The 13,033-nt window shown below is 50.4% G+C and carries 10 protein-coding genes and 1 pseudogene; 6 read left to right on the top strand and 5 right to left on the bottom strand.

Annotated elements, in window-relative coordinates; genetic code table 11:
- The first annotated feature begins 304 nt into the window (after positions 1 to 304).
- Positions 305 to 1,174 carry a universal stress protein gene (locus BG842_RS15720; RefSeq protein WP_069451479.1) on the top strand — a complete coding sequence of 290 codons (870 nt, stop codon included), beginning with the start codon at positions 305 to 307 and terminating at the stop codon, positions 1,172 to 1,174.
- A 170-nt stretch (positions 1,175 to 1,344) separates the two neighbouring features.
- On the opposite strand, the gene BG842_RS15715 is transcribed toward BG842_RS15720, so the two are convergent.
- Entirely contained in the window at positions 1,345 to 2,685 is a 1,341-nt protein-coding gene (locus BG842_RS15715; protein WP_069451530.1) for a hemolysin family protein, read from the bottom strand.
- Positions 2,686 to 2,769: 84 nt separating this feature from the next.
- Complete coding sequence (locus tag BG842_RS31795) at positions 2,770 to 3,204, bottom strand: hypothetical protein (RefSeq protein ID WP_083252567.1); 435 nt, start codon at positions 3,202 to 3,204, stop codon at positions 2,770 to 2,772.
- A gap of 196 nt (positions 3,205 to 3,400) precedes the next feature.
- Between BG842_RS31795 and BG842_RS15710 the strand changes: the two genes are divergently transcribed.
- Positions 3,401 to 4,714, top strand: a complete 1,314-nt coding sequence (locus BG842_RS15710; RefSeq protein ID WP_083252566.1) for an ABC transporter substrate-binding protein — start codon at positions 3,401 to 3,403, stop codon at positions 4,712 to 4,714.
- Positions 4,715 to 7,067: 2,353 nt separating this feature from the next.
- Complete coding sequence (locus BG842_RS32565; protein ID WP_256388538.1) at positions 7,068 to 7,199, top strand: hypothetical protein; 132 nt, start codon at positions 7,068 to 7,070, stop codon at positions 7,197 to 7,199.
- 727 nt (positions 7,200 to 7,926) lie between these two features.
- On the opposite strand, the gene BG842_RS15700 is transcribed toward BG842_RS32565, so the two are convergent.
- Both BG842_RS15700 and BG842_RS15695 read right to left on the bottom strand, forming a co-directional pair.
- Entirely contained in the window at positions 7,927 to 8,700 is a 774-nt protein-coding gene (locus BG842_RS15700) for a TrmB family transcriptional regulator (RefSeq protein ID WP_254663231.1), read from the bottom strand.
- A pseudogene (locus tag BG842_RS15695) lies at positions 8,693 to 9,004 on the bottom strand (MMPL family transporter); the annotation flags it as partial. The pseudogene BG842_RS15695 and the gene BG842_RS15700, both read right to left, overlap by 8 nt.
- A 293-nt stretch (positions 9,005 to 9,297) precedes the next feature.
- Here BG842_RS15695 and BG842_RS27695 point away from each other — a divergent pair.
- From BG842_RS27695 to BG842_RS15685, 3 genes are all read left to right on the top strand, one after another.
- A complete protein-coding gene (locus tag BG842_RS27695) occupies positions 9,298 to 9,537 on the top strand; it encodes a DUF2061 domain-containing protein (RefSeq protein ID WP_083252563.1) in 240 nt (79 codons plus the stop codon).
- Positions 9,538 to 9,663: 126 nt separating this feature from the next.
- Positions 9,664 to 10,941 carry an MFS transporter gene (locus BG842_RS15690; protein WP_069451474.1) on the top strand — a complete coding sequence of 426 codons (1,278 nt, stop codon included), beginning with the start codon at positions 9,664 to 9,666 and terminating at the stop codon, positions 10,939 to 10,941.
- The gene (locus BG842_RS15685) at positions 10,938 to 11,804 is read left to right on the top strand and encodes a hypothetical protein (protein WP_069451473.1); all 867 of its coding nucleotides are present in this window, start codon (positions 10,938 to 10,940) and stop codon (positions 11,802 to 11,804) included. Before BG842_RS15690 ends, BG842_RS15685 begins: the two co-directional genes overlap by 4 nt.
- 321 nt (positions 11,805 to 12,125) lie before the next feature.
- Here BG842_RS15685 and BG842_RS15680 read toward each other — a convergent pair whose 3' ends face one another.
- Positions 12,126 to 12,833, bottom strand: a complete 708-nt coding sequence (locus tag BG842_RS15680) for a hypothetical protein (protein ID WP_254663229.1) — start codon at positions 12,831 to 12,833, stop codon at positions 12,126 to 12,128.
- Between the last annotated feature and the right edge of the window lie 200 nt (positions 12,834 to 13,033).

Raw genomic sequence — 13,033 nt, 5'->3', positions numbered from 1 at the left:
ATTCACTTCTCCGTTTGATGGCGGCGAAACGGTAGACGGTGTTACATTGGAGTGCGTTGTCGTCTCTGGTTCTGTTTTCTCTGCTTTCCCTGGTTGTAGTCTATCTGCTTCTCGTCCGAGACAGCCTGTAAGACCAATAGAAAGCCCGGCTAGGACAGTTCGACGGCTCACGATTCGTTATGTTTTGATCACGGCATAAGTTTCGTGATGAGTAAAATAACTCTCTCAGAAACGGCTCGGACTGCTGGAGGGATATCGAGGAAATACCTTAGAAACGGCCGCTCGTATACTGGCATATAGGACCATGTATGAAAACATCCTGTTACCGGTCGATGGAAATGACGACGCAGCGGAAATCCTTCACCATGTTGGTGAAATTGCCACATGGACAAGCGCGACCGTTCGACTCCTGTTCGTGGCCGATACAACACGGGACAGTGTCGCTGTCGTCGAAAATACGGTCGTCGACACATTGGTACAAGAGGGAGAAAAAGTCGTTGAGGAGGCAGGGAAGACCCTGAATTCGCTTGGTGTCGAGTACACTACTGACGTAGTCCAAGGGAATCCTGCGCCGACCATTGTAGACTATGCTGAGCGATATAATCATGATTTAATTGTAGTTCCTTCCCATGCTCGCGGAGGTGTGTCACGGTATCTTCACGGAAGTGTGAGCGAAAAAGTCGTCCGTCTCTCTCCGGTTCCCGTGCTAACCGCTCGGATGAAACCAGACGAACAATTGGAATTTCCGTATAAAAACCTCCTCATCCCTACAGATGGAAGCGCGGAAGCAACGACCGCTGCCGATCATGGACTCGAACTCGCGAAATCCCTCAACGCTACCGTCCATGTTCTATCGGTGGTCGATGACGCTTCGCTAGGCCCCGATATCCGATCGGAACTTTTGACGGAGGAACTAGAACAAGTTGCAACAAAAGCGGTTGACCAGATCGTAACCGAGGCTAAAACACGTGGTCTTACAGACGTAATCGGTCATATCGGATCAGGATCCCCTGCTACGGAGATACAGAGCACCATCGAACCAAATGATATTCACGCTGTCATTATGGGGACGACTGGACGACAGGGAATCGATCGAATACTGCTCGGCAGTGTTGCCGAAACCACCGTGCGTTCTGCTCCAGTTCCGGTGATTACAGTTGCTGGTAACTCATAATTTGATTAGCTTTCTTTCGGTGTGTGTAATACTATCAAGACACGACCCGTAGAGTCAGTAGACACAAAGTGAGACGCGGGAGGCCTCCCAGTCCGAATGATATCAAAGAGAGGCAGATTCGCGGCAACTCTACGATCATACGATTAAGTCATACTACTCATGTGAACATCTTACTCGTCATTCATCTCTCCAGTTGATTGAACTTGTTGGATTTCAAGACGGGTAATACGAGCGTCATCAATAGCAGCCACTTTGAAAATATATCCTCCCTGTTCAATCTGGTCACCGACCTTGGGTGCTTGCCCTAAATTGCTGAAAACGAACCCCCCGATCGTCTCCACAGTTTCAGCCTCGAATTCAGTATCCAGCCAGCTGTTTACTTCTTGGATAAGGGCACTCCCATCGACGATGTATGTTCCATCATCTCGCGTCTCGATGAATGGTTCTTGAGGTGCTGTGTCGAATTCGTCTCGGATATCACCCACAATCTCTTCGAGAATGTCCTCAATGGTTACGATTCCCTCAAAAACTCCCCATTCGTCGATCACAACTGCCATCTGCCCGCCCCCGTGCGTCTGAAACTCCGCAAGGATCTCATCGATCCGCCTCGTTTCCGGGACTACAAGCACGTCTCGTGCGAGGTCACGAGCCGTGAGAGAGTCATCTTGATTCGTTTCCGTTTCGATTGCTCGGAGGATGTCCTTTGCGTGGGTGAATCCGACTGGATGTTCGCCCTCTTCATCGAGTACAAGATATCGCGTATAGGTCCCATTGGCGGCAACTGACCGAAGTTCTGAAAGGGGCATCGAAGCGACCACAGTTTCTACATCAGGGCGTGGGATCATGACCTCGCGAGCGATGGTGTCCCCAAGTTCGAAGACGCTTTCAATCATCTCGACTTCGTCAAGATCGATGTGCCCCGTTTCCTCTGATCGAGTGAGAATCATCCGGATTTCCTCTTCGGAATGGGTTTCCTCACTTTCAGAGGCTGGGGAGATACCCAGGAGTCGGGTAAAATAGTTCGCAGTACCGTTGAAGACGATGATCCCAGGCTTAAACACGTAGTAGAAGAATTTCATAAGAGGAGCAACAAGCAGCGAGATACGTGCAGCCTCTTGAATAGCGAATGTCTTTGGTGCGAGTTCACCGAAGACGACATGAAGGAAAGTGATAAAGCCGAATCCGAGTGCGAATGCGACAAAATGAATCACGTCGGCAGGAAGGATTTGTCCAAGAATGGGTTCAATGAGTGCTGCCACGGCAGGTTCTCCGACCCATCCGAGACCTAATGAGGAGAGAGTAATCCCAAGCTGACTGACAGCGAGATAATCGTCTAAATTCTGGATGGCGCCTTGCACGAGGGTTGCACCGGGTTTACCCCGTTCTACAAGTGTCTTCACCTGAGTTGGTCGTATTTTGACGAAAGCGAATTCTGCGGCTACAAATATCCCGTTCATGATAACGAGGAAGAGTGCAAGAAGCAATCCTCCGACAGTAATCAGATCTACCATGTTCACTCATTGCCCTTTGAGGACCTTGTAGGAAACGGAAATCGATACGGGAAACCAGACAGGCTTCTATCATCTTCGCCAATATTAAAAAGATACTGGGAAATCAATTCCATTTAGATGTGACATATTCAGTTGATCGGAATCATCTGAGGTCATCAATTGGCAGAATATGGCTGAAAAAGACTGAAGCGGTGGTTCGTTCGGCAGTTCCTTACGTCCGGTTCTTACGCAGGGCCAGCACGGGAAGCCACCGAGGCCGTCACAGTCGCAGTCTTCGGGGTCGGTATCTTCGTCGTTGTCCCCTGATGAGAAGGCGTCAAGCGTTCCGTCGTCAGTTGTATTATCGACGGCTGGCATGTGTTTGCAGACAGCATTACGGTGGACGTGGTGCGGACACGTACAGGCCATCAGTGCGTTGGTCACGTCGTCGATGGAGACGACGTATTGGTGATCTGCAGGGTTCTCGTGGCTCTCGGTGGTGACTTCAACGCGTCCGGGGGTATCGACGTCGAACGTCACAATTTCGTTTGATGTTACTGGATTAGTGGCACTAGAATTCAATAGTGAGCGGTTGATTACACATTAATGACCCAAAGAGCTGCACAAGCTGGTGAGTGAGAGAGTACTACCGAGTCCGTTCTCGACAACAACCAAGTGCAAGAGGATATTAATCCCGAGATCAGACGATATAAGACGGAAGAAAGGCTACGACAACATGGCTACTATGCAATCACGTCGTTTCTATCTCAAATCAATTCTTACCGGTTTAGGGGTAAGTAGTCTTGCGGGTTGCTCTAGTCTTCGGGAACAAAATCGGGTACCAACAGCTACAGAAAAGCAACAAACTCAATCGACGTCACTTGACATTCTACATTCATGGTCAACCTCTCTCGAAAAGGATGCTGCTCACGTCCTTTTCGATAACTTCCAGCAGCGTCACCCAGACCTGAAAGTAGATGATCAGATCATTAATGGACGAGCAGGTGGCGATTTGCAAACGACAGTTAAAAAGCGAATCATTGACGAGGACATTCCCAGCTCGTGGCAGACATGGGGTGGTAAAAATCTTCAGACGTATGTCGATGCAGGGGCGCTTACACAGATCCGTGAAGATTTTTGGTCTGGCAAGACAGGCTGGGAGTCGTTTTCACCGATCGTAAGGCAACTGTCGAAGGTAGATCGATCGTACGTTGCTGTCCCATTTAGTATTCACCGGCTCAACAACTTATTTTACAATATTGATATATTGGAAGATAATGGAATTAATCCAAAATCGATAGACGACCCACAAACGCTGCTGGACGCTGTGGAAACTGTCGAAGAAGATAGCGAAGCAGACGGTATAGTGCACGCGACGAAAACTTTCTGGTCAACCTTGGAACTATGGGAATCAATGCTAGTAAGCGAGTTCGGAGTTCAAACTCAGCGATCTATCGTAAAGGGGAAAATACAATCCAACAAGAATGCGGTAAGGAGTTCGCTCGAATCGGTCAAGCAGTATTGCAAACCGTCCTTCGATACAGTCATGCCACTCAGCTGGCACCAAGCAGCGAAACGGTTTCAAAATGGAGACACTGCGTTTTTCTATCAGGGAGACTGGACCGCCAAGGAACTCATCACCAATGATGAGTTCCGCTTTGGAACAGATTGGGGCCATATGGCATTTCCCGGTACCCAGGACAACTTCCTACTAAGTCTGACCCTGTTTCCATATCCGAAAGTCAGCCGATCAAACGAGGGTGCGTCCAAATTTTTTCGATTTATTGGGTCTCACGACACCCAAAAGAGATTCACACAGTTGCGCGGTGCCATTCCAGCGAGAAGAGACGTGTCAAAAGAAGCACTAGATCCATTCTTCCGTCAGCAAACCATTCGGTTTCGCGGTAGCGAAACGAACGTCCCATCGATGAGTCATGGGCTAGCGATCGCTCCAGAAGCGTGGGCAAAACTAACGAGTGCAATTAAAAGGTTCACCTCCACATGGGATATCGATCGAACGACCCAATATCTTATGCGGATATTTGACTAACACCGCTGACCGATCGAGCAGTGAGCTATTCCTGAATCTCACCGTGGACTATGGCGTATCTCGAATCGGAAAAATCGGAGTCCTATCTACGTAGATGAGTTCGTCGCACGTTCAAAGATGACAACTCCTCGATTTCGGTATACACGGCGATATTCGTCCGAACGATACAATTCCGTCATGAAGGACCGCTGTTGATGGTACTTCCGTCCGTATACGGTGTATCCTCCCCTTGGAATATAGATATAGTCCGGATCCGTAGAAGTCAAGGCGATTTTCTGGTTAAAGTCTGTAACGGATGTTGTCGTTGAAAGCCGTTGATAGGCCGTATATTGCCACTGATAGGCTACCGGACTCCGTTCCCACTCTACCCCCACGGTCCAACGACGTTTGTCCGATTTGCCAAATAGGGGAACCACTCCGCAGCATCGCCGATGACAATAAATTCCGAGGACTGGTTGATGTTCCGTTGTGTCCATTGCATTGCCGCGTAGTCTTGTTCGTCGACGAACGATGGCATCGAATTACTACCCCCATAATCCGTAACGGCGCCGGAAGCATACAGTGTCATGATGTTCCCTCCGAGAATAGCGAGGATCAATAATACCGCGGTAAGAGCATGTTGACGAGACAGTGATAATTGTAACTGCTGTGTGATCCAGGGGATGACTCCGTCAAGTACGAATACAGTGGTCACTAGTGATCCGATTGTGAAAATAAATCGGAGCTCCCCGGTGATTACACCGACAAGAAGGAGCCATCCCGGGAGGAAAAAACGATGAGAGTAGATGAGATAAACAATACCGATAATCGGAATCGCGTACCACAAGGAAGGCAATACGATACCGTATAGGTGTGGTTGTGTTGAGATAGTTGTGGTGGAATGAGACGTAGTGAGAATGAGGTCTGACAGGAAATTAATTCCGCCCCAAAACCACCATGGGTGCTCGATGCCGAGACGATATTATCGATACTATAGATCGAAATAATCCTCCCCCACCAGGGAGCAGTCAAGAAGAATCCACAAACCGCGATGAGAGCGCTATATGTGAATCCGCGAATTGTCCGAGCATACACGCTAGTAAAGACAATAATGCTCACACTCAGAAAGAGAGTGTACTCTGGATGAGTAAGTGCGGTTAATGTAAACCATAAGATAGTTGGTGGGATCCATCGCCATGATGTCGTTTTACATAGGCGCAATGCTGTATATAATCCAGCGAGTGAGAACAGGAAGGCGGGCGCTCGAACAACACCACCAGCCGAAAAGTGCCATCGAATGAACACTGGTGTGGTCGCAAGGATAAAACTCGCTAATCCTGCCCGTTGAGGGGATTGAAGCAGTTCTTTGCTAAACAAGTAAAATGGGAGTAAACTCGCGATAGTAATTACTCCTGGAAGATAGCGCGTCAGTGTGAAGAGATCTACATGGAAGATGCCATGAAGAACGGCAAGACAGTAGAACATCAACGGTGGATAAGCAAACGGAACTCCGTTTGCTGTGTACTGGGGCACTATTCGAGGGAATTGGTATCCGTGCTTTGCAATCTGTTCTGCCATTGAAAGGAATAAGCCACCACCGAATGCTGGATATTGGTGCGTAGCTAAATAGCTATAATACGTCAGGGTTGCAATGAAAAGAGCCGGAGCTAGCCAGAGATACTCAATGAACAATTCTCTCGAAATATTTCTCTTGAGGTGAGAGGGCAATGATTGGGGATACATCTTAGGACTATAAAGAACCTAACTAGCAGTTTCTAATGGAATCGTCTTCTATGTTCTGGGTTCCATGGTAATAAGGTAACACCGAACACTGCCGCGTACACAGGGGACGTTACGGCGTTCGATCAACGAAGTCAACGATGTGACCGGCGATCCGGTCACCCGCATCTTCCTGCAGGAATTGTCCAGCGTTTTTCACCCAGACATCCGGTTGATCGGGTGCAGTCGGAATCGATCGGCGTTGAACATTCAGTCAGGACAGTTCGGAACAATTCGGTTCGGTGTGTTTTCATTCGTCGTCAGACATCGTTCGTCCCCATTTGCGTTGAATTAAACAGAGCAACCATCTCCAGTATGTATCGCCCCCTCCCCGATTTCGACTTGATACTGCATCTCGTCTTCGCAGGCTGTCTCGGTACTCTTGGAGTCGGTGGCAACGACAGGCCCTCAACGACGACCACGTCAAGCATGGAGACACACAGTAAGTAGACATTGATGGGTGGCCCTCATAGTGACGGGGTTCAGGAGAGCAATCAGAAATGGCGAGACCTTGGGTTAGGATATGATACTAACTCCATACAAGCTCAAAAACCAGTAGAATGAGAGACGTCAGAGTGTACTCTGCCAAACGGAGATGAGGAAGTACGTGGAGAGAGACGAGTTTGTTCAGGAGCGGAAGCCAGCGGATATGCTTGCGGTTATGGAACCGCTCGACCCCGATCTGACGAGTGAGATTTCGGAGGAGCTTGGTGGCCACGTCGAATAGGATATGAGGTTGTGAACGGGCTTGCTAAATAGGAGGGAAGATACCATCTTTAATATAGAGTTAAATTCTTAGATATAATATAGTTGTCAAAATCAAGAGGCGATGAAGTAGGTCTTAGAGAGCATAGAGAGTTAGTGATGAACACCACTGTGATCCGTAACCAATTATGATCGATCCAGAAATCACCCATGAAATTGTATATCACCTGTTCTGTGATTTCGGAGAGAATGGAGAAGGGTTAGTTAGACGATGGTGAATTTAGTCGAAACCGAGGTGGCTTATCGACCCGTATTGGAGTAGGGTTCTCGCGTGCTACAAGAGTACTCATCACACGGATAGCAACAGCATTCCACGAAGATCTATCACCATTGCCAATCAGTATGGTAGAGTCAATCGAAGTAAAGTATGATTTTAATAATTAATGACCAGTACGCATTCGTGGGCTCTCCTATCAACTATCGAAAATCCTGCATATAGTCGCCATACTGACTGTATTATTTTTTAATAGTTGCACAAAGCATTTACCGAACCCCACGAAGCCATTGATTCTGGCGCGGTCGCCGCTGACACCCTGAACGGGTTCCCACATGGGTCTGGCGCCATCACTCCCGATCCATACTCCCCCGCGCCCGCCACCTCCTCCTTCCTGCTCGAACGCGTGCCATACCCTGTCCGAGCAGGAATTAAACATTCATAACGCATTCACTGCCTCAATTTTCCGACAGGCCTACGTCTCAATGAATTTTGAAAACCAGGTCTCCAAGAGACCGATCAGGATACTGGCAAACCCAGTTCCATCGCTCCAGAAGGCGACCTCGTTTTGAGTCCTATCGTGGGTTAGAACAAGGACACTCATGAGAATAACATCAGAATCAATCGCCAGAACACGACCACTCCGATCATTATCCTCAGGCTTCATCGGGAACTGGCACGCTTCGAGACCACGCTCTTCAAAAAGCTCACAAACCGCGGGGTTCCCACTCGTGATGAAGACATCAATACCGTCCGCTTGTGCCTTCGAAAGCGCCGTGACCACATTGTCGTCCAGTATTATCGGATCGCGTGCGCCGAAGATAATCCGGTTGTTCGCGTTGCTGATGAGTTGGGTGACACGATCGTTGATCGTTTCTTGGCCCTTGAGCGTCCAAATATCTTCTTGGGTTTCCGTTTCATCGATCGGCTGTTGTTGCAGAGAATCGAGTGCCTCGAAGGCACGATCCTGCTCACGTTCGATCTTGGCCTGTAGATGGGCACGCGCTTCGTCCAGTCCCACGGCACGGAACTGTTGGGGGTTGGATTGTTGAACATCCACCAGACCTAGTTCTTCTAACCCATCGGCAGCCCCGTAGACCTGTGAACGCGGCACGTCACTGGTTTCGCTGATCTCGCTCGCAGTCGCCTTATCGATCGGCTGCAGGGCACAGAAGACCTGTGCTTCGTACTTGGAGAGTCCCAGTTGCTGTAGCGCAGCTATCGCGTTGGCTTCCGTCGAATCAGTCATCCGTTGCTCCCACATTATCCACGGTAGATTTGTCTGCCGGTTCGGTCGTCATCGCATCACCTGGTCCCAAGTACCGGGTCCACAGGGCGAGTAGGCTGGGTAGCACGAAGACACTCGCAAGGAACGAGTAGATGATCGTGAGACCCGTAATGATTCCAAACTGCTGGAGGGGAGGCAGGATGGCGAACACGAGAACACCGAACCCGCCCACGGTCGTCGCGGCACTGCCGAGAAGTGCCCCACCAGTACCGGTGACGCTCTTTCGCATTGCAACCCACACCGACGGTTGTTCGTCGAGTTCAAGAAGAATCATGATAGCTTGTGGCACATCGTTCTCATACTCAGCCTCGGTGTGGTCATAGAAGAGGATCAGAATCTCGGCGTATGAAAGAATCGAGGTGTGGATATCAGCTTCCGAGCATCTGTTGGGAATGGTACGCCAGAAATAGAGTGTGTCTTCTGGCAATCCTTGTGGGCATAGTTGTCAAAAATTCCACCACCGACGATACAGTCTCGTTAGAAACCATTTTAGGTTACACATACAGAGTCATGAAACCAGTTCCAATTACTTATGAGGCTGAACGATGAGAAGAGATTATGTTCAAGGGATGGGTTTCCCGCTCTGCTCTTCAAGCGCGAAAACGGGCACTCGTAAAGACGGCTTGCTATCGTCTTTGTATGGTAGTGATCACCATCACGGTCGCGTGGGTTGTCGTTGGAGACATCGAGGCTGCATTGAACATCGGAGTAGTCACTAATCTACTGAAAACGGGCACGTACTACATCTACGAACGGATGTGGGATCACGTTACGTGGGGTATCCCATCGACCAAATAAATCCGTCGTCCCGGCACTGAATGCGCGCCCTGCAATCAGCACGACCGCTGAAACTTGACGACAATGAGGCCCCATTTGGATACTACACCCATTCTATTAATATCCATCCGAAAGTAGATTAGTCAAATGCGGCTCACCGAATACCTCCGAGCCCGGAAATGGTCCCAGCTCTTCGGATATTTCCTGTTTATCTCCGTACTAGCTGCCGGTTACTACTATAATCTCACCTTCGTCCAGCTCGGGCTCATCGACTTAGGAACCCGGATCGTCGGATTATCTCGGTTTCAGGTATCAGTTGGCATGAGCGCCCTTGCACTCGTTGCCTTCCTAACTGCGATCAGCGTCGGGACCGCGCTTGACATGTATGGCTGGAGCCGGAACTTCAACGCAAAACTCCGGATACTCTGGGGCGTGATCGTCCTCCAGTTGCTCCTGACCTTGGCTGCACCTTATCTCCGAACGGGAACTGCCTTCGGCGCATGGATTATACTTTGTGCCGTCTCGCTCGGAACGGGGATGCCAACCACATTCAGCCTAGTCATCGATCTCGTTCCCGTTGAAGACCGCGGCTGGGTCGCAGCGGCCGCGACCGCTTGCGCGTACTTCTTGGCGAACGTCTACCCGCTCCAGTGGCGCATCGAGTCGTTCAGCATCGTGATGAGCGCCGCCATGGCCCCTGCCGTCGTCCTCCTTGGTGTGTTCGCGTTTCGGGACGTCGCGTTCCTCGACTCGCTGAAACGCCAGCATCGAGATCCCGACTTCGGCGTCGGCCGGTTTTGTCGGCCGACGGCCGTCCGAACGTGGAGTTACGAGTTCTGGTCGTTCATCCTCCTGATGTTCGGCGTTTACTTCATCGATAGCCTCGGCTTCCTCCGGATTATCGAGACTCCAGCCTACATCTATACGTCGTGGCAATCACCGGACTTCGGCATCCACCTTCTAATCGGCGGCATCCACGTCTTGACAGCCATTATGGCCGGTGTCCTGTACTCGAATTTCGGACGACGGTGGCTGTTCTTGGTCGTTTTCGGGCTGTTCGGGTTCACCCACCTCATGTATATCTTCGACATTCGGGCTGGGGTCGGGGAGGCACCCCTGCTCATGCCACTCTTCTACTCGGGGGCGGTGAGCTTCTACACCGTGTTGAACTTTGCACTCTGGCCGGACATGTCGACGCCCGATACGATCGGTCGCCACTCGGCGATCGGCGTCGGGTTCGCCGGCTTCCTTGCAACCTTCCTGAGTACAGCAGTCGTCCTCTATATGGAGAGCACGACAATGCCGCTCGTCAATCATCTCAACATCGTTGATGCGCTCGCCCTGCTGTTGTTCTTCTTGCTTCTCGTCATGGTGTACGCTCGGCGGATGGTTATGCTCGCTCATTCTCGGGAGCAGAAAACATGAGACCGGAAACAGTCCCGTTACTTCTCGTCGCGCTGCTTCTGGTTTCGGCCCAGCCTGGCGTCGATACGGTCACGACGGTTTTCGATGGCACGCAGGACGTTCCTGGTGACACCGGTGCAGTTGTCGTCGCAGACGGAACAGTTACAATTCCCAACAATACGCGCACGACCACATCGCTGTACGTGATTGGAGGGACGGCACGCATTGAGGGAACGCTTGACGGGCGGCTCGTCCAGCTCGCGGGGAACGTCACGGTCGGGTCTTCGGGTACGGTTACCGATCAGTATCAGGTGTTCGGTGGCGACCGAGAGATCGCCACCGACGCGGCTGTTGATCCCGATGTGGTTGCCGAACCAGTGATGCAAGAACGGTCTCCTATCGAGTCACTCACGATATTCCTGCTCCAGGCAGTGATACTCGGCGTCGTCTCCTTCGTGGTCGGGCGACGATATTCCGAGTTCCTCGCCAATGTGCGCCACTCGATTCGGCACCACCCCGTCGTCAGCGGGACAGTCGGTCTCCTCACCACCGTTACGTTATTGGCGTTGTTTGTGTTCATGGCCTTTACTATCATTCTGCTTCCGGTAAGCCTCCTCGGTCTATTGGGGGGTGTCTTCGTCTATCTATACGCGTACATCAGCATCGGATCCATGCTTGGGCAATGGATGCCGACAGATAAGCCGGGTGTAGCGACAGCCGCCGGGACGGTTCTATTTTTCATGGCGAGCCGGGTGCTGAGCTTCCTCCCTATCGTTGGCGAGTCACTCTTGATCGCTGTCGCCGTTATCGCGATCGGTGCCGTGTTCATCACCTATTTCGGCCTGCGGGAGTTTCAGCCCCCACAATTACCTCCGGTCGATTGACACCGAATTGAATCTAACCTACTCCGACTTTCTGTTTCGTTACCCCATATAGACAGATAGTCGCTGTCGAACTACAACCACCGATGATGCTTACGCGATGCGACCGATACTCACAAAGCACATCGACAGATCCCCCACGTTCATCACAAATCCATACCCAATGCCCGGTACGTCCTCCCGATCGGCGCGACAGTCACATCAAATCTTTTCCGGACTCTGTTAGCAGAATGCAGGCGGTAAGCCCCCACCCTCAAGGAGCGAATAAGGTGGGGGAGTTCACACGGTTATCGAGAGCAATTTCACCGCTCGAAAAAATCAGTTTCAGTTGTTTGATTTCCCAACAACTCTGACGCTATCGAGGCCGAGTAGACGGCAACCGCTTCCGGTTTCGGCTTCAAGGATGAGATACTTGTCGTCGGGGTTGAGTTCGATCGTACGGGTCTCGAATTTCAATATCGTATCGTTGTTCCCATCGTTGTTGAGGTCTTCTCGCGACATTCGAATCGCAGTGGCTGCTCGGTCGTCGGATTCCGAAAGGAGTTGGTCAATATCTTCGTAGGACACATCCTCCCAATCCGGATCCAGATAATCCTGACAGCCGGGAAATTGAATATCGGAATTTCCGGCCGATGGAACGAGACGAGCGCTCTCCATCTTTATGTTGGGCCAGCCAACAGCCACGGAGACGACACCGTTGTTCTTTGGATTGATCGAGTTGGGGCAACTGTTCGGTTTGACGTCCACCCAGCAAGTTTTAGAGCAACTGCTAGCACTGGCCAGTCCCGTAGTTACTGGAACCCCGATAGCCGCGGTTGCTGTCGCCAGAATTCCTTTCTTGAGTATTGTTCGTCGAGTGTCGGAAGGTTGGTTTGAATTCATTGAACTCATAATTAGATGGCCGTTGAACGAAATATAGTTATCTATTATTATGAATTTTAGATTATTATTATATGATATTGTAATATGAGGTGTGACAGCAATCAATAGTTCTATTATTTGAATACTATTCCCAATATTCATCAAAACCATCAGTAATCCATACGTTTAGGTTTTAATAAATATATGCTTCTACAAATGGTGTTGAAACGCTGCGGTCACGCTCGCAGAAGAGATGCCACACCGTTTCCCTGTGATGAGTCCAATCGGCTCGAAGTGATAGATGGCCTGCTGACCGGTACCGACTCGTGAATTGTGTCATCGGCCGTCGGATTTGTTCCTTTCCTGACGGA

The sequence above is a fragment of the Haladaptatus sp. W1 genome, assembly GCF_001723155.1.
Lineage (GTDB): Archaea > Halobacteriota > Halobacteria > Halobacteriales > Haladaptataceae > Haladaptatus > Haladaptatus paucihalophilus.
This window is presented reverse-complemented; position numbering and strand designations above follow the sequence as displayed.